This window comes from Halomonas sp. ATBC28 (assembly GCF_005937175.1).
In the GTDB taxonomy this organism is placed as follows: Bacteria; Pseudomonadota; Gammaproteobacteria; order Pseudomonadales; family Halomonadaceae; genus Vreelandella; species Vreelandella titanicae.
Window position 1 is genome coordinate 146,307 of the sequence record NZ_VCQL01000010.1, and the last position, 23,012, is coordinate 169,318.

A 23,012-nucleotide genomic window follows, 5' to 3' on the forward strand; every position below is an offset into this window, starting at 1 on the left:
TCATGAGTGAATATTAGCGGCGCTGTAACTGGTCGAGAAGGCCACCACCCTCAAAGTGGGTCTCCATGGCTTCATCCCAGCTACCAAACACTTCATCTACTTCAAGCAGTTCGGTTTCCGGGAACTGGTCGGCGAACTCTTCGACCACGGCTTCGTTATGCACTCGGTAGTTGAAGCCTGCCAGTAGGCGTTGAGTTTCTTCTGTGTAGAGGTACTCAAGATAGCTCTGGGCCAAATCGCTGTTACCGTTGCGCTCAGCATTTTCACCAACAACGGCAACGGGGAACTCGGCCAGGATGCTAACGGGTGGCACGATGACTTCGTAGTCGTCGCTGCCATACTCTTTGCGAATGTTGTTGACTTCAGACTCGAAACTAATCAGTACATCGCCAATTTCACGCTCGATAAAGCTGGTGGTTGCGCCACGACCGCCGGTATCGAATACCGCCACATTGGCTAGGAAAGTGCGCATGAACTCTTCGATTTGCTCTTCATCGCCATCGAACTCGTTCTCGGCAAAGCCCCAGGCGGCTAAGTAGGTATAGCGGCCGTTACCCGAGGTTTTCGGATTGGGGAAAACCATCTGTACATCTTCTTTGACTAAGTCGTCCCAGCTCTCAATTCCTTTAGGGTTGCCTTTACGCACTAGGAAGGCGGTGGTGGAGTAGTAGGGGGAGGCATTGTTCTCAAACGCATCCTGCCAATCTTCGGCCACCAGCCCAGCATCGGCAAGTACCTGCACGTCGGTCACCTGGTTAAAGGTCACCACATCGGCACGTAAACCCTGAAGGATGGCACGGGCTTGTGCGGAAGAGCCGCCGTGAGACTGGCTAATGGCAATCTCTTCACCGTGTTCCTCCTGCCACCAGGCTTGAAACTCAGGGTTGATCGCAGCAAACAGCTCGCGAGCGATATCGTAAGACGAGTTGAGTAGTTCACGCTCTTGGGCGGCGGCGGTTCCACTTACCGTAACGCCTAATGCAATGGCAATCAGGCTGCGGCGGAAAATTGTTGGCAGTGCCATAGAGAAACTCCTTAAAAACAGTAAGCGCTTAGTATCGCGATATTGGCAAGGTTAAATCTATCAATGTGGAATTACAATCATGCTTTATATTCTATTTAAGAATATGTGTGTGATGAGATGCGCGACGCGGATACGTGGTTCTGTTAAGCGGCTCTGATAAGATAGCAGCCTGGCTTTGCTCTCTTGCCCGCACACTCGCGGGTATATCGAGTGTCTACCCTTCGTCTACTGATTGATAAGCAGGAATGGAATATGACCGCTGCGCAGGATTTCTTGATTGCCCCCTCTATTTTATCGGCTGACTTTGCCAGGCTGGGTGAGGAGGTGGATAACGTGCTGGCTGCAGGCGCGGATGTGGTGCACTTCGACGTCATGGATAATCACTATGTGCCCAACCTGACCATTGGGCCCATGGTGTGTAAGGCGCTGCGTAAGCATGGCGTCACGGCGCCCATCGACGTGCATCTAATGGTTAAACCGGTAGACCGCATGATCAGCGACTTTATTGAGGCGGGCGCCAGCTATATCACCTTTCACCCGGAAGCGTCTGAGCACGTTGATCGCTCGCTGCAGTTGATCCGTGATGGTGGCTGTAAAGCCGGCCTGGTATTTAATCCGGCCACGCCGCTCTCCTATCTTGACTATGTGATGGATAAAGTCGATATGGTGCTGCTGATGAGCGTCAACCCAGGTTTTGGTGGGCAATCCTTTATCCCCGGCACGCTGGACAAGCTGCGCGAAGCACGGGCGCGCATTGATGCCTCAAAATTTGATATGCGCTTGGAAATCGATGGTGGGGTGAAAGTGGATAACATCGCCGAGATCGCCGCAGCAGGCGCCGATACCTTTGTGGCGGGATCCGCCATTTTCAGCGCCTACCAAGCCACCGACCCGCACGGCTATGACACGGTGATCAAGCAGATGCGAGCGGCGCTGGCCAAGTAAAAAGTCAGTGTCGAGTGTCGTTTAGTGCAATTTCATGCGCGGTTTTAAGTAACGATTAAGCTTATCGACCAGCCAGGCCAGCCCCGTTTTCGGCACCCCATGAATAGAGAGCTGGTGCATGCGGTAGAGCGATGCATAGGCTTGGCGAGCCAGCCAGCCCTCTAAAAACAGGCCGCGGGAGGCGGAGCTTCGCATCAAATTACCTACCGCATCGTAGCGGGCCAGCGATACCAGTGAGCCGTGATCGCGGTAGCGGAAATCGGCTAGCGGTTTGCCTTCCAGTTTATTGACCAGGTTTTTGGCGAGCAGCTTAGCCTGCTGGTGAGCCGCCTGGGCGCGAGGAGGCACCGTGCCGCTTTCACCCATCGGGCAACTGGCGCAGTCGCCTAGAGCAAAAATTTTCTCATCATCGACGCTTTGTAGGGTGCTTTTTACTTCAATTTGGTTTTTCTTATTCGTTGTCAGGCCTAGCTCCGCCAAAAACGGCGGCGCTTTGATACCCGCTGCCCACACGTTGATATCGGTCTTGATCACTTCATCGTCACCGGTGATCAACTGATGCGCCTGAGCTTCTTTAACGGCGGTATCGGTATGGACGGTTACCCCCATGCTCTCAAGCTCTGTTTTGACAGTTTGGCTGACCCGCTCGGAAAGCCCTGGAAGCAAGCGCGGCGCCGCTTCCAGTAGGTGTACGCTGATTTGCTGGTGGTCAACGGACGTCACCCCATAGGCATTGAGCATGCGCGAAGCGTCAAATAATTCGGCCGCAAGCTCTACCCCTGTTGCACCGCCGCCGACGATGCCAATGGTTAACTGAGTATGCTGGCGTAGGTTGGGGTCGGTATAGCGCAGAAAGGTGTTGATCATATCGCGCTGGAACACCTTGGCCTGCTCGGGTGAATCAATAAAGTGGCAGTGCTCTGTCACGCCGGGCGTGCCGAAATCGTTGGAAACGCTGCCTATGGCCATGACCAGATAGTCATAGGCAAGCTCGCGGGCGGGTAGTACCTCTTGCCCATCTTCATCATGAATCGGCGCTAATTGCAGCGTCTGTTGCTCGCGATTAATGCCGGTTAGCGAACCGCGCTGATAACGGTAGAAGTGAGCCGATGAATGCCCGCGAAGATCCACCTCGTCCATGCTGGAGTTCAGTACACCGGTGGCCAGTTCGTGGAGCAGCGGTTTCCATACGTGGGTGGTATTGCGGTCTAGCAGCACAATTTCTGCGCGTTTGCGCTTACCCAAGGTGCGGCCTAATCGTGTGGCAAGGGCTAAGCCGCCAGCACCGGCGCCGACAATCACGATTCTGGGAGTGGGCATATCACTACCTCCTTAACTAAATTAGCCCCAGCATAGAAGGTTCTGATGCGTCTGACTAATGCGAACGTTTGCTTTGAGCAGGTAAAATGGTTTTTAAATCAAAATGGGGCAGAGCGCATTGAAAATACATCCAAGTCACTACTCAGAACGACACCCAGTGCTACAGGGAAAACGGCTAATTGCCTTCGACTTGGACGGAACGCTGATCGATTCAGTGCCCGACCTTGCCGCCGCCGTGGCACGCACGTTAAGCGAGCTGGATTTACCTGAGCCGAATGAGACAAAGGTACGGGATTGGGTGGGCAATGGCGCGCCGGTATTAGTGGAACGAGCTCTGACCTGGGCGTTGCAAGCCCCGCCAGAACCTAGCCTGCAACAGCGCGCCTATGATGCGTTTATGGGGCACTACGGCGCTGCACCTAATGCCCTGACAACGCTCTACCCTGGCGTAAAGCAAGCCCTAGAGGCGCTGTACCAGCAAGGTATGACCCTGGTGCTGATTACCAATAAGCCCGAACGCTTCATTGAGCCGCTGTTAAATCACTTCGAGCTGCTGAACTATTTTACCCTATGTCTCGGCGGTGATTCTTTGGCCGAAAAGAAGCCCCACCCATTGCCGCTGCTTCACGCTGCGCACTATTGCCAAATACCGCCAACTGAATGTGTGATGGTCGGCGATTCACGTCACGATATGGCGGCTGGAAAGGCGGCAGGCTTTACTACTCTGGCGCTGCCCTATGGTTATAACCATGGGGAGCCGATAGAGAATAGCCATCCCGACCTAGTACTCAGTTCGTTAACTGAGTTGCTGTTGAACGCACCTCGACCGACAAAGGTCATTGACTAGGCTTGGTCGGTCGCTTACTCGGCCGTGGCGCCCCCTAGCGCGGTATGCATCACTTCAGCGTTATGGCGCAGCATGTCCGCGTAGTTGGCAGCGGGGCCATCTTCACCGCTCAGCGAGTCGACATACAGCGGACCTGCTAGGGGCAGTGAAGCCTCCCTGGATAGGGCGTCCATATGGATACTAGGTGTAGTGCTTTCAAAAAACAGCGCAGGGGGGCGTTTCTCGGCAAGCTGTTCGCTGATCTTGGCCATTGCCTGGGCGCTGCCTTGGGTCTCGTGGTTAACCCCCCACACCCCTTGAGCATCAAAGGCGTAGGCGCGGGCAAAATAACCAAAACCTGCCTCACTGGTTAGTAATGTGCGGTTAGTTTGTGGAATACCTTCAAGCCGCTCTTTTACCGCTTGGTTAAGATTGTTCAGCGCCTTGCGTGCCTCATCAGCGCGGGTATAAAACGCATCGGCTTGCTCGGGTAGATGCTCGGCCAGGGTCTCAGCAATGACATCGATGTAGGCTGCAGCGCCCTCTGGATCCATCCACATATGCGGGTCTGGCTCGCCTTTATACTGCCCGGTGGAAATCGTCAGCGGCGTATAGTCGGCCTTTTTAGCCACTTCCACTAGCGTTAGCCGGTCGTCAGACATCGCCTCAACATGGCGTATCCAAGGCTCTAGTCCAAGCCCGTTATAAAACACAATATGCGTCTCTTCTAACGCCAGTACGTTGGGTGGGGTTAGCTCCCAACGGTGAACATCTTCTCCCCGTGGCACAATGACATTGACGCTGACAGTGTCACCCGCCACTCGTTTGACCAGCTCCTCCATGACTGAAAAGGAGGCAATTACGCGCAGCGTTGTGTTGGCATAAGCTGGCGCAGCGCTTATCAGCGCGACGAATAAGAGCGCCCACACCCAGGTAAACCACTTTGACATCCCACGCTCCTAACTGGCTAAAAAAACTATCGAAAAAGACGGCAGATAATAAAGACTGCGGTGGCCCGTTGCCAGTTCCACTGCAATGCGAGGCCGCAAGAAGTATTACCCAAGGGAGGATTCCCTCAAGTGAAAAGTGCCACTATGCTGAATAGTATTACACTCCTAAGCATAGCGTGCCTTATGACTGGCTGAACGGTTTCTTATTCGCGGCATCGGTGTGGCATCCCCAAAGCTGTGATTTATCGCCCATAGCGCTGGTGGTCTAAAGGGGAGGGGGCTGGTTGACACTTAACCCCTGCAAGGAAGTGCTCGGTTGCGGTATCATCACTCCATTAACGGTTTAATCTGTGGTCGAAATGACACAACGGAGTAAGTGGGGCAATGGCGCAAGCTCAGTCGGTGCATAAACAGCCATCACAGGAACAGTCAGCGCAAAAAGTGGTGATGCTGGACAATTATGACAGTTTCACGTTCAACATTGTCCAGTACCTGGGTGAGCTTGGTGCCGAAGTCATCACTCACCTCAATGACGAAATCACCATTGAGCAGATCGAAATGCTGGCGCCGACACACCTGGTGGTATCGCCTGGGCCCTGCACTCCCAACGAGGCGGGCATATCCATGACCGCCATCAAACACTTTGCAGGCAAGCTGCCTATTTTAGGCGTTTGCCTGGGCCATCAGGCGATTGGCCAAGTGTATGGTGGCAAGGTCGTGCACGCGCCGCAGGTGATGCATGGTAAAACCTCCGCTGTGCTGCACGCTAACCAAGGCGTGTTTGAAGGGCTGGATAACCCGGTTGAGGTTACCCGCTATCACTCCCTGGTGGTCGATAAAGCGAGCCTGCCCGACTGTTTACAAATCACTGCCTGGACAGGTGATGACGACGTAACCCCCGGTTTAGTCATGGGGTTTCGTCACCGCGAGTTGGATATTGAAGGGGTGCAGTTTCACCCCGAGTCGATTCTTACCCGCCAAGGCCATGAGCTGTTGGCCAACTTTTTAAAACGCGGCTGATAGCCGGTTTCACACGCTTTTAGGGGCCCCTCTGCTCATGCAAATGCGAGATGCGATTAATGCGGTGATGCGCCGCGAAGACCTCTCTTTCGATGCCATGCACGCTTTGATGCGTCAGATTATGACCGGCGATGCAAGCGATGCACAAATTGGTGGCCTGTTAGTAGGCCTCGCCATGAAAGGTGAAAGTGCCGAGGAAATTAGCGCCGCTGCTCAAGTAATGCGCGAGTTGATGAAGCGCGTTGAACTGAGTGCTGAAAACGTTGTGGACATTGTCGGCACCGGTGGCGATGGTGCCAACCTGTTTAACGTTTCCACCGCCGCCAGTTTTGTCGCCGCTGCCGCTGGTGCCCATGTGGCCAAACATGGCAACCGAAGCGTTTCGTCTTCATCGGGTAGTGCGGATCTGTTCGATGTGGCGGGTATCTACCTGGATCTCAAGCCTGACCAGGTAGCGCGCTGTATCGAGCAGGTGGGTGTAGGTTTTATGTTTGCGCCTAATCATCATCCGGCCATGCGCTATGCCATTGGCCCCCGCCGCGAAATGGGCGTGCGCACGCTGTTTAATATTTTGGGCCCGTTGACCAATCCTGCTGGTGCTCCCAATCAGGTACTGGGTGTTTACGCGCCGGAGCTGGTGCCGCTGATGGCGGAAGTGTTGCAAACCTTGGGTAGCCGCCATGTGATGGTCGTTCACTCCGAGGACGGTCTGGATGAGATATCTCTGGCCAGCCCCACCTTGGTAGCCGAGCTTAAAGCGGGTGAGATTACCCAGTACACCATTACACCCGAAGAACTGGGTATTGAGCGCCAAAGCTTGGCAACACTGAAAGCCGCCAGCGCCGAAGACAGCCTGCGCTTGGTCAAGGCAGCGCTTTCCGGTGAAGGTGCCGCTGCCGATATGGTCGCGCTAAATGCAGGGGCCGCGCTCTACTGTTCGGGCGTCGCGGATACGTTAAAAGAGGGTGTGATGGTAGCCCAGGACGCGCAAGCTTCTAAACTGCCGCTTGAGAAGCTTAGAGAGCTTTCGCACTTCACCAGCGTTTTTAAGCAGTAAGTTCTTAAATAAGAAGAGACCACCATGACTCAACAGGCAACGCCGACTATTTTAACGCGCATTCTTGCTCGCAAAGACCAGGAAGTGGCAGAGCGCCGTCAGGCCGTTTCAGAGGCGGATTTGCTCGCGTTAGGAGAGCAGCAGAGCACCCCGCGTGGCTTTATTGAGGCGCTTAATACGCGCATCGCAACGGGTGATCCGGCGATTATCGCCGAGGTGAAAAAAGCCTCACCGTCAAAAGGCGTTATTCGCGAAGAATTTCACCCCTCGGATATCGCCAAAAGCTACGCCCAGGGCGGTGCTGCCTGTCTCTCCGTGCTTACCGACGCCGACTTTTTCCAGGGCCATGAAGACTATCTAATTGCCGCTCGGGACGTCTGCACGCTGCCGGTGATTCGCAAGGACTTTATCACCCATGGCTATCAGGTTTGTGAAGCGCGGGCGATTGGTTCGGACTGTATTCTGCTGATCGTTGCCGCCCTGGATGATGCTCAACTGCGCGATCTGCACCAGCAGGCCAATCAGTTGGGTATGGATGTGCTGGTCGAGGTGCACGACGCCAACGAGCTTGAGCGTGCCCTGGCACTGGATCTAAAGCTGGTCGGCATCAACAACCGCAACCTGCATACCTTTGAAACCAGCCTGAATACCACCTTGGATCTGTTGCCGCGCATTCCTGAGGGCGTCACAGTGATTACCGAATCGGGTATTCATACCCGCGATGACGTTGAGCTAATGCGCGACCACAGCGTCAACGGTTTTCTGGTCGGCGAAGCTTTTATGCGCGAAAGTGATCCAGGCTTGGCACTGAAAAGGCTGTTCTTTTAACCTGCTTGCTTTAGGCACACAAGCAGTGCCTGAAGCGGGTGCGGTAATGATTGTTCCGAGTAACGCTTCACTTGGCTACGGCAGGAGTAGCCGGTGGCCAGTAACTTGCCTACGTTTTCTTCGGCCTCCACCTGGGGCTGCCACGACTGGGCGTAGATCGTTTTGGACGTAGCGGCGTTGCGGGTTTCGTGGCCGTAGGTGCCAGACATACCACAGCAACCGGTGGCCACCAGCTCAAGCTCTAACCCAAACGCCGCGAACACTTGCTGCCATGCTTTAGGGCTGCCCGGTGCATTGGTTTTCTCGGTGCAGTGGGAGAGCAGCTTAAAGCCGGGGTCGGTTAGCTTAAGTTGGTTGGGCGCTAGCGTATTGATGCGGGTCGTGAGCCACTCCTGCAGCATCAGCACCTCCGGCACCGCCTCATTACCTAGCGCTTTGACGTACTCCTGGCGGTAGGTGAGCGTCATTGCCGGGTCGATGCCCACCAGGGGGATATCAAAGCGGGCCAAGGTGCGTAGCCGCTCGGCCTGCTTGGCGGCGGTACGTTCGAAGGCGCCCAAGAAGCCCTGCACCTGGAGTGGTTTGCCGTTCGCCGAATAGGGCATCACAAACACGCGTAGATTGAGGCGCGAGAGCAGTTCCACCACGTCCATCACCAGCTTGGCTTCAAAGTGGGTGGTGAAGGCATCCTGGACAATAATCACGCTAGTGGCACGCTGCTGTTCGGTTAACAGGGCCAGTGAGAGCGGTGTTGCCTCGGCAACGCCCCAGGCGTTCAGTTGCTTTTTAACACTGGCCCGTGAAAGCGCCGGGGAGTCGCTCATGCCCAGCGTACGGCGCATCAGTTGCTCTACCCAGCGCTGGCCAATCACGGCGTTATACAGCGGTGCGGCTTTGGCCAGGGTAGGCAGCATAAACTCGGTGCCGCCAATCACGTAGTCGCGCAGCGGGCGCAGGTAACGGCCGTGGTAGACCTCCAAGAACTGCGAGCGGAACTGGGGAACGTTGACCTTGATCGGGCACTGACTCGCGCAGGACTTACACGCCAGGCAACCCGCCATGGCGTCATAAACTTCATGGGAGTAGTCGTGGTGCTGCTTGCGGCTTAGAGTATTCGCCACCCGCAGCGGAAAGCGTTTAATAAAGCCCCAGCCGCCTTCGGCTTTTTTCTTGCGCGACTCCTCAACAACATCGATTCCCGCCTGGGTCTGCAGGCGCAGCCACTCGCGGATCAGGCTGGCACGGCCTTTGGGCGAGTGGCGACGATCCCGCGTCGCCTTCCAGGAGGGGCACATGGGGTCATCAAGGTCGTAGTTGTAGCAAGCGCCGTTACCGTTGCAGTACACCGCGGCGTCGTAGGCCTGCCAGGCGCGCTCATCGATGGTGCGGTCAAACTGACCGCGCATGGATACGCCATCCACCGTCAACAGATCGGGGTCGCTATCTTTGGCGATTAGCTCGCTGCTTTGAGGCTTACTCGCAGCGTCGGGCGAGGTGGAAATGCCCGCGGCCCCGGGCGGGTTAGAAAGAGGTGAGGCGATCTTGCCAGGGTTTAGCTGGTTATAGGGGTCAAAGGCGGCTTTTACCCGCTGTAGGCTGGGATAAAGCTCACCAAAGAATTTAGGTGAATACTCCGAGCGCACGCCCTTACCGTGTTCGCCCCACAGCAGGCCGCCATATTTCTGGGTCAGCGCCGCCACTTCATCGGACACCGCGCGAATCAGTTTTTCCTGTTCGGGATCCTTCATATCGATGGCGGGACGCACGTGAAGTACGCCAGCGTCGACATGGCCAAACATCCCGTAGGCGAGCCCTCTGGCATCCAGCGCGGCGCGGAACTCGGTGATAAAGTCCGCCAAGTGCTCCGGCGGCACGGCGGTATCTTCCACAAACGGAATCGGCCGCTTCTCGCCCTGCACATTGCCGAGCAAACCCACCGAGCGCTTGCGCATGGCGTAGACTTTCTGGATCTGCCCACGCCCCTCGGCCAAGGTGTAGCCTAGGCGCTCAACGGTGGTGTCTTGGCTTAGGTGGTCGGTGAAGGCGCGAACCCGCTTGGCGAGGGCGCTCTCATCGTCGTCATTAAATTCGATCAGGTTAATGCCACGAATCACCGTGTTAGCGGTCGCCGGGAAGAACTCCGCCACGCTGTCCCAGACGAAGTCTTCCATGGCCAACTGCAGCACGGTGTCGTCGATGGTCTCTATGGAAGTAGGGCGCAGCGCCTGCGGCTGGGGTTGTAGCGCCTGCGGCTGAGGTTGTGAAGAGGTGCTAGCGGCCATCAGCGCTTTGGCATCCCGCAGTGCATCCATAAAACTGGTGTAGCGCACATTGACCAGAGTGGAGTGCTTGGGAATCGGCAGCACATTCAACACCGCCTCGTTCAAAAAGCCCAGCGAGCCTTCCGAGCCGCACAGCAGGCTGTTGAGGTTGAGCTGCCCCTCGCTATCGCGCAGGTGGGCCAAATCGTAGCCGGTCAAGCAACGGTTGAGCGGCGGGAACTTGGCTGCAATCAATTCGCGCTGTTGGTCGATAATATTGGCGGCGGTGGTATGTACGCGGCCCAGAATGCCTTCCTGCTGGCACTCAGCCTGCTCTTCGTCCGATGTTAAAGCGCGGCTGTGCAGGTGCTTTCCACCGATCAAAATGGTATCGAGCTCCAGCACATGATCACGGGTTTTTCCGTATTCGCAGCTACCCTGGCCGCTGGCATCGGTAGAGATCATGCCGCCAATGGTGGCGCGGTTGGAGGTCGAAAGCTCCGGGGCGAAAAACAGCCCATGGGGTTTGAGCGCGGCGTTTAATTGATCCTTCACCACGCCCGCCTGAACGCGCACCCGCCGTGCTTCCGTATCGATCTCTAGGATCTGATTCATATGGCGGGAGACATCCACCACGATGCCATCGGTGAGCGACTGACCGTTGGTGCCGGTGCCGCCGCCTCTGGGCGTTAATACAATGCTGCGGTGAGTGGTTTGCGCGACCAACCGGGTAAGGCGCTCTAGGTCTTCGGCATGCTTGGGGTAGACCGCCGCTTGGGGCAGACGCTGGTAAATCGAGTTATCCGTTGCCAGCACCGTACGGTTGGCATAGTCGGGAGCGATTTCGCCTTCGAAGCCGCGCGTTTTAAGCGCCTGCAGAAAACGTACATACTCATTGCCCAAGCGTTCGAACGGGGCGGTACGGGTGTCCAAGGATGCAATCATAGTTGATCAAGCCGTCAGTGCCGGGGGCGCATTAAAAGAAGACCGCTACTTTACCGCAGCGGCTGCCCCGCTGCATCTCACTGTCGCGCTTTGCACTGCACCTTACTCTGCTCCCAGGGCCTCTTTTACTAGCGCTAATGAGGCATCCGACATCGGTAGCTTCAAGGCTAGTGCATGGGCGCGGGGTGACATTTTGCGCCAGGTCATCTGCACAATGCGCACCATATGGTCGTGCTCGATCTTGCGCGAGAAATCGGCAAAGTAGTTCTCTAAAAATACCAGGCAGGCGCAATCTTCCAGCGCTTGTACATCGGGATCGCGACCCAGGCCTTTCTTGCCGATTATCGTTGCGGCTCGGATGGCATCTTCGTCTGCATAGCCTGCGTCGCGCATTAGCTGGGCGGTGGTATCGCCTGCGCGCTTTCCCTGGTCGCGTCGCCAGGTTAAGTAGCCTACGCGCCCTTCGGGGTACTCCTCACGCGGTACTAACCAGCGCTGTAAGTGCTGGGCGCGTACGGCTAAGCGCAGCACCTCAACTGGAGCGTCATGCACGCGGTCTAGCCAGTCGCTCATGCGCTGGGCATAAGCCAGTTCCTGGGGCATGGATGTGCCATCGGCAAGCGTCGTGGAGCGCGGATCCTCGGCATGCAGGGCATCGATGGCGATGAGCGTTTGATCAAAAGCGGTAGGCATAGCTGCGTTGCTCGGCTAAAAATGATGCTAATAGGTTGCCGAGAAACCGTGCGAATCACAACTGCTGTATGGGAGGGGAGGTTATGAAAGGCGGTAAAGCGCAGCGCCCGCTGCTAAGCACAGCGGACGCCTTTTCATACGCTATAAATGCTAGCGTTAAAGTTAGCGACGGTTGTAGATTTCTTCGTTGAGCTCACCCTCGCTTTTACCTACCAGCGTGGTGACCATTAAATCGCCCGCGACGTTGACGCTGGTGCGTGCCATATCAAGGATCCTATCAATCCCCGCGACCACGGCGATAGCTTCCAGCGGCAGACCAACCTGGGCCATTACAATCGAGAGCATAATCAGGCCAGCGCCTGGTACGCCTGCGGTACCAATGGAGGCCAGCGTGCCGGTGGCGACAATCATGCCGTAATCCATCATGCTCAAATCAGTGCCAGTCATTTGGGCGATGAATAGCACGACCACGCCCTGGTAAAGCGCGGTGCCATCCATATTGATGGTGGCGCCTACCGGTAACACAAACCCTGAAACCCCTTCGGAAACGCCCAGGTTCTTCTGCGCGCAACGTATAGAGACCGGCAGGGTGCCCGCAGAAGAAGCGGACGAGAACGCCACAACAATAGCGTCCAGACTGCCCTGCAAATAGCGCATGGGGTTTAGCCGCCCCAGTAGCGAGATCAAACCCGAGTAGATCACCAGCACGTGAAGAATGCTGGCCAGGTACGCCACGCCAATCAACTTGGCCAGCGGCAGCAATATCTCTAAACCGTACTGTCCGGAGACGTGGGCGATTAAGCCAAATACGCCGAAGGGCGCAAACGCCATCACAATGCCGGTGAGCTTGTACATTGCCTCGGCAAAGCTATCGAAGACCTTCATGACCGGCTCGCCTTTATCGCCGATCAACGTCAGCGAAATACCTAAACCAATGGCAAACACAATGATCTGCATAATGTTGCCGTTGGCCAGGGCGTCCAACGGGTTACGCGGCACTAAGTTAACCAGAATAGAGACCAGCGATGGCGCTTCGTTAGCGGCCACTTCAGAGTCAAAACTTAAATCAACGCCCACGCCCGGCTGCAGCAGGGTGGAAAGTACCAGACCAATGGAGATAGCAAAGGCGGTGGTGACCAAATAGAGCGTAATGGTACGCGCGCCAATACGACCCATTTTCTGGGGGTCGCGCATTGAGGTAATACCCACCACCAGAGTGGAAAACACTAGTGGCACAATCAGCATCATAATGGCGTTAATAAAAATATCGCCCAGCGGTTTAAACACGCTGGCGGTCTCACCTAATAGCGCGCCTGCCAAAATACCCAACGCCAAGCCGGCGAGAATCTTCTTCCATAGGGCAATTCGTCGCCACCAGGCAAACTTTCCTTGCTGTGCTGTCTCCTGCACTGCGCTTCTCCTGTCAAAAGTGTTAAAACCTATTATTTATCGATTCGTTAGACGAATCGGCGGGCACTCTATCACTTTTGGCTAACGGGCTGGGATGGATATGCCTAGTGGTCATAGCACATACAGTCGATTCGATAACTGAACCTTGCTTAGCGATAGCGCAAACTTATTACGTGCCGCTACCTTCTAGCAGCGCTATGCGCTGCATTCGCGGGTGCGCCGTAGGCTTACCACGCGCTACTGGAGTGTGGCGTTAGCTAGTGCTGACTTCTCTGGTGCTGGAGCCTTTTAGCGTAGCTAAACGTGCGTCTGGTGATACCGGCCATAGCTCCTCGCCGCGCTTTTGCCTACAATAGACCCCTTTATGCACGCGCATTGGCGCGGTGCTTTTATTGTTTTCAGGCCAAGGGACAGGATTCATGCTCGATCCGAAACTGCTGCGCGGTGATCTTGACACGGTTGCTCAACAACTGGCCCGGCGGGGCTTTGTGCTTGATAAAGCGGGATTGCAGGCGCTGGAGTCGCGTCGCCGCGAGCTGCAAACGCAAACCGAGCAGCTGCAAAATGAGCGCAATATGCGCTCCAAAGCGATTGGTAAAGCCAAAGCCAACGGTGAAGATATTCAGCCGCTGCTGGATGAAGTCAGCGATTTAGGCGATCGCCTGGATAAAGCCAAGCGCGAGCTAGCCGACGTCCAGGAAGAGTGGGACGACGCTATCAGCGGTATTCCCAACCTGCCCCATGAAAGCGTGCCGGAAGGCAAAAGCGAAGACGAGAATGTCGAGCTGCACCGCTGGGGCACGCCGCGGGAGTTTGATTTCGAGGTGTTGGATCACGTTGATCTGGGTAAGCAGTCGGGTTATCTCGATTTTGAGCTGGCGGCTAAAATCACTGGCGCTCGCTTTGCGGTCATGCGCGGGCCCATAGCGCGCCTGCACCGGGCGTTGGCGCAGTTTATGCTGGATACCCAAACCGAACAGCACGGCTACGAAGAGTGCTACGTGCCGTATATGGTCAACCGCGATTCGCTGATGGGCACCGGCCAACTGCCGAAGTTTGGCGAAGATTTGTTCAAGTTGGACGATGAGCGCGAGTACCACCTGATTCCCACTTCAGAAGTACCGCTGACCAACTTTGTACGCGATGAAATTGTCGAGCAGGCAGCGCTGCCGATGAAGCTTACCGCACATACGCCCTGTTTCCGCTCCGAGGCGGGCTCGCACGGGCGCGATACCCGCGGAATGATCCGCCAGCATCAGTTCGATAAAGTCGAGATGGTGCAGATTGTGGAGCCGGAGAAGAGCTACGAAGCGTTGGAAGAGATGCGTGGTCATGCAGAGGCGATCCTGCAGGCACTGGCGTTGCCGTATCGCGTAGTGACGCTATGCACTGGGGATATGGGCTTTGGGGCCACGAAGACCTACGACTTGGAAGTGTGGCTGCCCAGCCAGGAGACTTACCGGGAGATCTCGTCTGTCTCTAACTGCGAGGATTTCCAGGCCCGGCGTATGCAAGCGCGGTATCGCCATCCGGATTCCAAAAAGCCGCAGTTGCTACATACGCTGAACGGTTCAGGGCTGGCGGTTGGTCGTTGCCTGCTGGCGGTGCTTGAAAACCACCAGCAGGCAGATGGCTCGGTGATTATTCCTGAGCCGCTACGTCGCTATCTGGGCGGCGTGGAGCGTCTGGCCCTTTAAGCGCCCACTCAACGCTAACCCCGGCATCAATGCGGATGGTGCCGGGGCGATACTCACTGGCGGCACTGGATTGACTGGCGCCAGCGGCATCGCTTTCTGCACGCATCGCCATCATGCGCGGCTGGAAGATAGGTGATTGCGTCTCTTCAATGCGCTGCACATGACCAAGCTCAGCATCTAAGCTGTCGGCCATCAGGTTTGCTTTGTGTTGCGCTTTCTCCAGCGCTTTGACCAGCGCTTCGTCAGTGGCAGCGTCGCGGTCTTGTAGGTCAAACTGCACGCCATCCAATGAGTTAACACCAGCGGCTATTAGCGCGTCTAACACCTCGCTTAACTGACCAAGGTCGGTGAGTTCGACGGTGATCGGGCGCTCAAGACGTGTGCGCTGCAAGGTCTCATGCTCGCCATCTTCATTGCGTGGCCCTTGAATATGCTCAGGATAGACATTTAGCGAGCCTGCATTGATGGCATTGCGTTCAAGGCCGGTGGCTTCCATTTGTTCGATTAATTCGCTGGCGCGGGTCTCTAAGCGCTCGCGGGCATCGCTAAGTGCGCTACTATCGCTCTCTTCCAAGGTGGAAAGGGCGGGTGTGTTTTCCCACAATCGTGCATTCAGGGTGGCCTTGTCGGGTTCTACCTCAACCCAAGACTGCGCTTGAACATGCAAGCTTGGCTGGGGCGGTGTTGACGGTGAAGCGTGTGCAAAAGGAGCGCTAAGGAGTGCCAATAGAGCGCCGCCTAGTAGGCCATTGCGTAAACGTTTAGAGCCTGGTTTTTGAAGGTTAGCTGGTATGGCTTGCATAAATGTTTTCCTTAGTGAGCGGGCAGTGGCGCCGCCAAGTTAAAACCGGGTATAAATCATTCAAGTAGACGTAGCTTTGAAGCGAAGTAGAAAAGAAAGTTCAGCACGGAAGAGTGGTCGCAAAACAGTTGCTTATTATTTGCACGGTTTGTGCAATATGCCGAATGCAGCCATTATATATGGACAACAAGCTAGGGATAGATTATGTCGAACTTGTCGGACGAGGATTACCGCAGTATTCCCCTCAATGCCACCTTGGCGCTCGCTGCGCTGGTAGTGATTATTGCAGGAATGAAAGCAGGTGCTGATTTATTAGTGCCGCTGCTGCTCGCAATATTTATCGCAGTAGTATGTACCTCTCCAGTGCAGTGGCTGCATCGCTGTGGGCTGAGCATGCGGCTGTCAGCCTTGTTAACCCTGATGGTGTTGCTGGCGTTTATATCGCTGATTGGCCTGCTAGTGGTCAATAGCTTTAGTACCTTCGTGACGGCGTTGCCGGAAATAGAGTCGCGGCTTTATGAACAGTATTGGAACTTGCTCAATGCACTCTCCTCTCGAGGGTTAGCGATTAATCCTGACCAGATCAACTCGCTCTTTGAGGGGGAAGATGAAGGCTCCTGGATGCCGGCGCTATTGAGTCAGCTTGGCAACCTCTTTATGCAGAGCATCATTGTTGGACTGCTGGTCATCTTCATGCTGTTCGAGACGTTGAATGTGCGCGATAAAATTTCCCGCGCACTGGAAAATCCGGCACCTAGCTTGAAGCGTTTTAGTGAGTTCAGCTTAACGCTGAAGCGCTATCTAGCCGTAAAAACCATGATTAGCCTGGCCACCGGGGCGCTGGTATGGCTCTCTTGCATGATTGTAGGCGTGGATTTTCCGCTGTTGTGGGGCGTGTTGGCCTTTGCGCTCAACTTTATTCCCAATATTGGCTCCGCGCTGGCGGCGATACCCCCCGTGTTGCTGCTGCTGGTCTCCCAAGACGGCGGCGCTTTTCAAGCGTTACTGCTAGCCTCTGCTTATTTGGTCATCAACTTTGTGCTCGGCAATCTGATTGAACCGCGGGTAATGGGGCAGGCGTTGGGGCTTTCTACATTTGTGGCGTTTTTATCGCTGGTGGTATGGGGGTGGATCTTTGGTGCGGCGGGGATGCTACTTTCGGTGGTACTAACGATGACGTTGAAGATCGCACTTGATAGTCACCCACAAACACGTTGGATCGCTAGGCTGTTAGGGCCTGGAAAGCGCCGTGTAAAAGATATTCGGGTAAGCGATGCAAGTTTGCCGCCGTGGAAGCGCAAAAATTAGGTAGGAAATTTAGCGAAGGCGTGTTACCGCCGACAGAGTCGGCGGCTATTACAAGTGCTACACATTCATCAGGCGTTTTGTTCGATGAATTGCGTCAGTTGTGACTTAGATTGCGCGCCAACCAGTGAAGCGACTTTGGTGCCGGATTTAAACAGCATGACGGTAGGTACACCGCGGACGCCTTGCTCGGCAGCAATTTCTGGTGCGTCGTCTACATTGACACTAACAACTTTCAGGCTTTCCTGACGTTCTGCAGCTACTTCATCAACGACCGGGGCCATGACCTTGCATGGGCCACACCAGGGCGCCCAGAACTTCATTAGCACAGGCTGTTCAGCGTTGAGGACTTCTTGCTCAAAATTGGCGTTGGTGACATCAACATTATTAGCCATTTGCTTCTCCCGTTTGCGTTGCTCTTACTGTTTCGTTGCCTCAAATGGAGCAACGGTCATTACGCGATCCATTGGTGCTCTTTCAGTGCGCCTCGTGTCTATCGCGACAAGTGTGGGCAGATGTTAGCGGGCGCGAAGGTTGCTGGCAAATTTCCTGCACAGTGAGTTAACTAAATAGCAGAAATTAAAGGGTGCTGGTAGGGCGTTTTTTTTATAATATAAAAGTATTATTTTGGTGTTTTTTATTCTATATGGTGCTGTAGAGTGCCGAGTGTGACGACACGATCCGTCAGACGTGATGTGGCATCAGCGCCTGTGTGTGCTTAACGATTCGGCCTACATCAAGATACGGTCTACATAGATCTGTATAGAGAATAAATAAGGTGAGGATATGAAGCTACAACAGCTCCGCTATATCTGGGAAGTCAATCGACATAACCTGAACGTCTCGGCCACAGCGCAAAGTCTATTTACCTCACAGCCGGGGATCTCTAAACAGATACGTTTGTTAGAAGATGAGCTTGGCGTCGAGATTTTTGCGCGCAGTGGCAAGCACTTGACACGTGTGACGCCTGCTGGGCAGTCAATTATTGACCTGGCCGGGCAGGTACTGCGTCTCACCGAAAACATCAAGCAGGTGGCTCAAGAGCATAGCGATGAGCGCCGCGGTAGCCTGGCCATTGCTACGACCCATACCCAGGCCCGTTATGCGCTACCGCCCATTATCAGCGAATTCACCCTTAAATATCCTGATGTGGCGCTGCATATGCAGCAGGGTACGCCCAAGCAGATCGCACAGATGGTCAGTGAAGGCCAGGCCGATTTCGCCATCGCGACCGAGTCGCTGGAGCTATTTACCGATTTAGTGCTGCTGCCCTGCTATCGTTGGAACCGCTGCGTACTGGTGCCTAAAGGGCACCCGCTAGCCACTCATCAGGGCCCGTTGACCCTGGAGGCGCTCGGTGAGCATCCATTGGTTACCTACGTGTTTGGGTTTACCGGTCGCTCGCAGTTAGACGATGCCTTCAAAGCGAAAGGGTTAACGCCCAATGTGGTGCTAACCGCCGCCGATGCAGACGTGATCAAGACCTACGTACGGCTGGGCATGGGGGTTGGCATTGTGGCGCATATGGCTGTGGACGAGGCGCTTGATGATGACTTGGTGGCACTGGATGCAAGCCACCTGTTTGCCAGCTCTACGACAAAAATTGGTATCCGTCGTGGCACCTTTATGCGCGGTTACATGTATGATTTTTTGGAGCGCTTTGCGCCTCATTTAACCCGCGACCGGGTTGATGAAGCATTAACGGCAGGCCCGCGCCATGAGCAGTCGTTGTTTGACGACCTGGACCTGCCGGAGTATTAACCCGCAGTGTGGAGTTAGTGCTGCAAATGTAGCCCGCACTCGCGCTTCTCTTCCACCTTGGTAGGGTCGAAGTAATCGAAGTTATTGGGCAGATTATGCGCCTGTAGATACTGGTACATATCTTTGGCGCTCCACTGCAGCAACGGGGCAACTTTCAATAGGCCATCGCTGTTGCGACTAACCGGCTGCATTTTTGCGCGCTCGGGGGTGTCCTCAGCGCGCAGTGCGGTGAACCATACGTCGGGCTGCATTTCACGCAGCGCACGCTCGAAGGGCTCGATTTTAACTTCCTGAGTAAAGGCTGCGTGGCGCGGGTCGTCGATACCCGGCATGGGGCCTTCCAGCGCCTCGCGGTGGGCGCGCGTGCGCCGGGGTACAAAGCTCACGATGTTCAGGTTGAGTTGTTGAATCACTTCGTCAGCGAATTGATAAGTTGCTTCGGTGTTGTAGCCGCTGTCCATCCACACAATGGGTATATCCGGGCGCACCTGGGTCACCATATGCAGAATCACCGCCTCAAAAGGGCGAAAGTTGGTGGTGCAAATAGGTCGTGCACCCTGGGTCAGCGCCCACTCAACTAACCCTTGAGGATTATTTGCGAAATCTCTGTTAATCGCTTCAAGCTCTGAGGACATACTGCCTCCTAATCGGAAATTAAATAATACTGACTAGGCTACCAAACAGGAGGCAGCGAACCCCAATACCGTTTAGTTTGGCTTTTATATTCCTTTTTGATATAGAGCTCGCACTGCTTATTCCAAAGCGCCAATAAGGTGGCGAATTTTATCCAGAGTCTCGGTGTACTCTTCGTCCGCTTGAGAGTCTGCTACTAAGCCCCCTCCGCCCCATACATGCAGTCTTCCCGCCTCGGCAACCATAGTGCGAATAGCGATGGAGGTATCCATGCTGCCACGTACATCGACATAGCCAAGGCTGCCGCAATAAACACTGCGTTGGCAGGGTTCTAGTTCATCAATGATCTGCATTGCACGAATTTTAGGTGCACCGGTAATTGAGCCGCCAGGAAAGGCCGCCTTAAGCAGTGCCAGCGGGGTGTAGTTGCCGGCCAGCGTTCCCTGCACCACGCTAACTAGGTGGTGCACGTTAGGGTAGCTCTCTAAGCGACATAGCTGCGGAACGCGAATGGAGCCTGGCTGGCAGACGCGACCCAGGTCATTGCGCAGCAGGTCAACGATCATCACATTTTCAGCGCGATCTTTAGTGCTGCTCAATAGCTGTGCCGCCAGCGCCTGATCCTCTTCATGTGTGGCCCCTCGCGGGCGGGTACCTTTAATCGGCCGTGTTTCGACCTCGCCGTTGCTGCACTGAATAAACCGCTCGGGTGAAAGTGACAGTACGGCCTTATCGCCCCAGGCCATAAAACCTGAATAGGGTGTGGGGGTCGCTTTGCGTAACTGCAGGTACGCCTGCCACTCATCCCCTTGGTAGTCGGCATAAAAGCGTTGAGCCAGGTTGATCTGATAGCAGTCACCCGCGCGAATATAGCGCTGCACGGCGTTAAAGCGTGCGACATATTGGGTGTGGCTAAGTTCTGCTTTAAAGCTATTCGTTAATGTAAACGCGCTAGTTGGCTCTGGCGTCTTGGTAAGCCAGCTTTCCACCTGCTCACGACGCTGCGGGGTGGCGATTAACCACGCCTGCTGGGCCATGTGATCCAGGGTGATACACCAGTCGTAAAGCCCCAAGCGGGCTTGCGGTAAGGTGACCGGGCTTGCCTGAGCACTCTGAACCGATAAGGTTTTACGCCCTAAATCGTAGCCCCAGTAGCCTATTAGCCCGCCTAGAAAAGGGAGTTCACTGGTTTTATTAGGGATATCCAGTTGATCCAGTAGCCACTGCTGAAGGGCAAACGCATCGTTAGCTATGTGCGCCGGCGGGCTAAGCTGATCTGACGCAATACTCGCTTCGCCATGATGAGCAACTTCCAGCGTAGCAAGCGGGTCGCTGCTGATAATATCAAAGCGACCAGTGGCGATAGGGCGGCCACTATCGAGCAGCACCGCGCCGGGCCTGGCACGTAGGCAGGCGAATATTCCCAATGGGTCGGGTGAATAGGGCAGGGCAGTTATCGTCAACGCCTGGTTCATTAAGCAAACGCCTGGCCGGTAAAAGGGCTGCATATGTTAGAGGTCGTTGAAGATCGGCACCAGTCGCACGATTGACGCATTTCTCACGCTCGGAAGAGGATTGTTGACACTGTTTTTGCAGCTAGACTTTTTGCCTACAACGAAAGATGTATAAAGTCGCTTTATAAGCAGGTTGACGGCGGTGGTTCGCGGGGCTAAAGTTTCGCTATGTTTCTAATTGTCGACAATTCGCCATGAGCTTACCTGTTTCTTCTTCTTATTCCGATTCCTCGCCGCATGAAATGGCAACCCCTGAAGTACGCACGCTCGCCGAGCGGGTATTTCATCAGTTGCAGGATGCCATCGTACGCGGCGAGCTTGCTCCCGGCAGTAAGATCACCGAGCCGGGATTGTCTAAAACCTACGGTATTTCACGTGGGCCGCTGCGCGAGGCGATGCGCCGCCTGGAAGCACACCGCCTCATCGAGCGGGTTCCCCATGTGGGCGCAAGGGTAGTTAAGCTCTCGATGAAAGAGCTTTTAGAGCTGTTTGATCTGCGTGAAGCCTTGGAAAGTATGGCAGCGCGCTTGGCGGCAGAGCATATGTCGCCGGAAGAGGTTCAGGGTTTACGGGATGTGCTAGCGCTGCACGAAGGTCAGGCGGATTTAAAGCGTGGCGAAGCTTACTACCAGCGCGAAGGCGATCTCGATTTTCACTACTGCATCGTTCAGGGCAGCCACAACAAAATGCTAATGAACCTGCTCTGTGATGACCTTTACTACCTTGTGCGCCTTTATCGCACTCAGTTCAGTGCTAGCGGCACGCGACCGCAGCGCGCCTTTGTGGAACACCATCGCATTGTTGATGCCATTGAAGCTGGCGATGCGGAGCTGGCCGAGCTGCTCATGCGCCGCCATGTCAGCGCCTCCCGCGCCAATGTGGCGGATCGCTATGCAGCGACTCTCGAACAGTCAGCGTCTAAATCGCAAAGTTCTTAATCACGAAGCTAAAACATAACTAGAAATTAGCAATAGGAGAAACGCCCCATGTCCCAGATGACTCCCGGCGCCCGGTTTCGAGCCGCGCTTGAGGCTAACCGTCCGCTGCCGATCTTAGGCACCATTAATGCCTACACAGCGCTAATGGCCGACAAGGTTGGCCATCAAGCCATTTACCTCTCTGGTGGCGGCGTAGCTAACGCCTCGTTCGGCTTGCCGGATCTGGGCATGACGACCATGAATGATGTGGTGGAAGATGCCCACCGTATCTGCGGCGCTACCGAGCTGCCGCTGTTGGTGGATATCGATACCGGTTGGGGCGGTGCCTTCAATATCGCCCGCACCGTGAAAGAGATGCAGCGCGCTGGCGTGGCCGCGGTACATATGGAAGATCAGGTCGCGCAAAAGCGCTGTGGACACCGCCCCAATAAGGCGATTGTCTCCCAGCAGGAGATGGTCGACCGCATTAAAGCGGCAGCGGATGCCAAGATCGATCCCGACTTCTATTTGATTGCTCGCACCGATGCGTTTCAAAAAGAGGGGCTTGATGCTGCCATTGAGCGTGCCAACGCCTGCGTTGAAGCCGGTGCAGATGCCATCTTCGCTGAAGCGGTTCATACCCTGGATGATTACAAAGCCTTCTGTGAACGGGTCAATGCACCCATTTTGGCTAACATCACCGAGTTCGGTGCTACTCCGCTGTTTACTCAAACGGAGCTTGGCGAGGTTGGCTGCCGCATGGTGCTTTACCCGCTCTCGGCCTTCCGCGCCATGAACGCTGCGGCACTGCAGATCTATCAAAGCATCCTCGACAACGGCCACCAAAAAGACGTGGTGCCGCTGATGCAAACCCGCGACGAACTCTACGATTTTCTCAATTACCACGACTTTGAGCAGAAGCTGGACGCGCTGTTTGCCGAGAAAGGCGATGACCAATAAACCGCCAGTTAAGATGAAGCGCAGTTGGAAATGATTTCTTCTGCAAACTGGTGAGAGGACAGGTTGAAGCGAGGGTCTTTTGTCATGGATGACAAAAGTAGCGCCCAGGGAGGGGTTCACAGCGCCCTCGCGGAAACCTGTCCT

The 23,012-nt window shown here is 55.2% G+C and carries 20 protein-coding genes; 10 read left to right on the top strand and 10 right to left on the bottom strand.

Translation table 11 applies throughout. The features are described 5' to 3' along the window. Positions 1–13: 13 nt before the first annotated feature. Positions 14–1,024 carry a thiosulfate ABC transporter substrate-binding protein CysP gene (gene cysP / locus E0L35_RS13400; protein ID WP_009287983.1) on the bottom strand — a complete coding sequence of 337 codons (1,011 nt, stop codon included), beginning with the start codon at positions 1,022–1,024 and terminating at the stop codon, positions 14–16. Positions 1,025–1,276: 252 nt separating this feature from the next. On the opposite strand from cysP, the gene rpe reads away from it, so the two are divergent. Continuing rightward, entirely contained in the window at positions 1,277–1,969 is a 693-nt protein-coding gene (gene rpe / locus E0L35_RS13405; protein ID WP_138800522.1) for a ribulose-phosphate 3-epimerase, read from the top strand. 21 nt (positions 1,970–1,990) lie between these two features. Here rpe and E0L35_RS13410 read toward each other — a convergent pair whose 3' ends face one another. Next, a complete protein-coding gene (locus E0L35_RS13410; protein WP_138800523.1) occupies positions 1,991–3,289 on the bottom strand; it encodes an NAD(P)/FAD-dependent oxidoreductase in 1,299 nt (432 codons plus the stop codon). Between the two features lie 103 nt (positions 3,290–3,392). Here E0L35_RS13410 and E0L35_RS13415 point away from each other — a divergent pair, with 103 nt between their 5' ends. Further along, positions 3,393–4,136, top strand: coding sequence for a phosphoglycolate phosphatase (locus E0L35_RS13415; protein ID WP_138800524.1), 744 nt, complete (start codon positions 3,393–3,395; stop codon positions 4,134–4,136). Between the two features lie 14 nt (positions 4,137–4,150). On the opposite strand, the gene E0L35_RS13420 is transcribed toward E0L35_RS13415, so the two are convergent. Beyond that, positions 4,151–5,065, bottom strand: coding sequence for a zinc ABC transporter substrate-binding protein (locus E0L35_RS13420; RefSeq protein WP_022522808.1), 915 nt, complete (start codon positions 5,063–5,065; stop codon positions 4,151–4,153). A gap of 384 nt (positions 5,066–5,449) precedes the next feature. Between E0L35_RS13420 and E0L35_RS13425 the strand changes: the two genes are divergently transcribed. The 3 genes from E0L35_RS13425 to trpC are packed head-to-tail and all read left to right on the top strand — an operon-like array spanning position 5,450 to position 7,970. After that, complete coding sequence (locus E0L35_RS13425; RefSeq protein ID WP_009287988.1) at positions 5,450–6,085, top strand: aminodeoxychorismate/anthranilate synthase component II; 636 nt, start codon at positions 5,450–5,452, stop codon at positions 6,083–6,085. A 37-nt stretch (positions 6,086–6,122) separates the two neighbouring features. Next, complete coding sequence (gene trpD, locus E0L35_RS13430; protein WP_009287989.1) at positions 6,123–7,142, top strand: anthranilate phosphoribosyltransferase; 1,020 nt, start codon at positions 6,123–6,125, stop codon at positions 7,140–7,142. 24 nt (positions 7,143–7,166) lie between these two features. Then, positions 7,167–7,970 (top strand): indole-3-glycerol phosphate synthase TrpC, encoded by an 804-nt coding sequence (gene trpC, locus E0L35_RS13435; protein WP_022522875.1) that lies wholly within the window; start codon positions 7,167–7,169, stop codon positions 7,968–7,970. Here the strand turns inward: trpC and E0L35_RS13440 are convergent. The 3 genes from E0L35_RS13440 to E0L35_RS13450 form a co-directional block, all read right to left on the bottom strand. Further along, complete coding sequence (locus tag E0L35_RS13440; protein ID WP_138800525.1) at positions 7,967–11,176, bottom strand: FAD-binding and (Fe-S)-binding domain-containing protein; 3,210 nt, start codon at positions 11,174–11,176, stop codon at positions 7,967–7,969. The two genes, trpC and E0L35_RS13440, sit on opposite strands and share 4 nt — an antisense overlap. Before the next feature lie 102 nt (positions 11,177–11,278). Continuing rightward, a complete protein-coding gene (locus tag E0L35_RS13445; protein ID WP_022522879.1) occupies positions 11,279–11,869 on the bottom strand; it encodes a DUF4202 domain-containing protein in 591 nt (196 codons plus the stop codon). Positions 11,870–12,031: 162 nt separating this feature from the next. Further along, positions 12,032–13,279, bottom strand: a complete 1,248-nt coding sequence (locus tag E0L35_RS13450) for a dicarboxylate/amino acid:cation symporter (protein ID WP_009287993.1) — start codon at positions 13,277–13,279, stop codon at positions 12,032–12,034. Between the two features lie 419 nt (positions 13,280–13,698). On the opposite strand from E0L35_RS13450, the gene serS reads away from it, so the two are divergent. Further along, positions 13,699–14,976, top strand: a complete 1,278-nt coding sequence (gene serS / locus E0L35_RS13455) for a serine--tRNA ligase (protein WP_138800526.1) — start codon at positions 13,699–13,701, stop codon at positions 14,974–14,976. Here serS and E0L35_RS13460 read toward each other — a convergent pair. After that, positions 14,921–15,778 carry an SIMPL domain-containing protein gene (locus E0L35_RS13460; RefSeq protein WP_138800527.1) on the bottom strand — a complete coding sequence of 286 codons (858 nt, stop codon included), beginning with the start codon at positions 15,776–15,778 and terminating at the stop codon, positions 14,921–14,923. The genes serS and E0L35_RS13460 overlap by 56 nt on opposite strands. 204 nt (positions 15,779–15,982) lie before the next feature. On the opposite strand from E0L35_RS13460, the gene E0L35_RS13465 reads away from it, so the two are divergent. Next, positions 15,983–17,086: an AI-2E family transporter gene (locus tag E0L35_RS13465; RefSeq protein WP_138800528.1), complete on the top strand. Its 1,104-nt coding sequence runs from the start codon at positions 15,983–15,985 to the stop codon at positions 17,084–17,086. A 68-nt stretch (positions 17,087–17,154) separates the two neighbouring features. On the opposite strand, the gene trxA is transcribed toward E0L35_RS13465, so the two are convergent. Next, complete coding sequence (gene trxA / locus E0L35_RS13470) at positions 17,155–17,478, bottom strand: thioredoxin (RefSeq protein ID WP_007113240.1); 324 nt, start codon at positions 17,476–17,478, stop codon at positions 17,155–17,157. Positions 17,479–17,869: 391 nt separating this feature from the next. Between trxA and cysB the strand changes: the two genes are divergently transcribed. After that, entirely contained in the window at positions 17,870–18,844 is a 975-nt protein-coding gene (gene cysB / locus E0L35_RS13475; RefSeq protein ID WP_009287995.1) for an HTH-type transcriptional regulator CysB, read from the top strand. A 14-nt stretch (positions 18,845–18,858) separates the two neighbouring features. On the opposite strand, the gene E0L35_RS13480 is transcribed toward cysB, so the two are convergent. Then, positions 18,859–19,479 carry a phosphoadenosine phosphosulfate reductase family protein gene (locus E0L35_RS13480; RefSeq protein ID WP_022522893.1) on the bottom strand — a complete coding sequence of 207 codons (621 nt, stop codon included), beginning with the start codon at positions 19,477–19,479 and terminating at the stop codon, positions 18,859–18,861. Positions 19,480–19,596: 117 nt separating this feature from the next. Beyond that, positions 19,597–20,952 carry an aminodeoxychorismate synthase component I gene (gene pabB, locus E0L35_RS13485; protein WP_138800529.1) on the bottom strand — a complete coding sequence of 452 codons (1,356 nt, stop codon included), beginning with the start codon at positions 20,950–20,952 and terminating at the stop codon, positions 19,597–19,599. A 233-nt stretch (positions 20,953–21,185) separates the two neighbouring features. On the opposite strand from pabB, the gene E0L35_RS13490 reads away from it, so the two are divergent. Next, on the top strand, positions 21,186–21,929 hold the full coding sequence (locus E0L35_RS13490) for a GntR family transcriptional regulator (RefSeq protein WP_138800530.1): 744 nt from the start codon (positions 21,186–21,188) through the stop codon (positions 21,927–21,929). 48 nt (positions 21,930–21,977) lie between these two features. Beyond that, on the top strand, positions 21,978–22,868 hold the full coding sequence (gene prpB / locus E0L35_RS13495) for a methylisocitrate lyase (protein WP_138800531.1): 891 nt from the start codon (positions 21,978–21,980) through the stop codon (positions 22,866–22,868). The last annotated feature ends 144 nt before the right edge of the window (positions 22,869–23,012 follow it).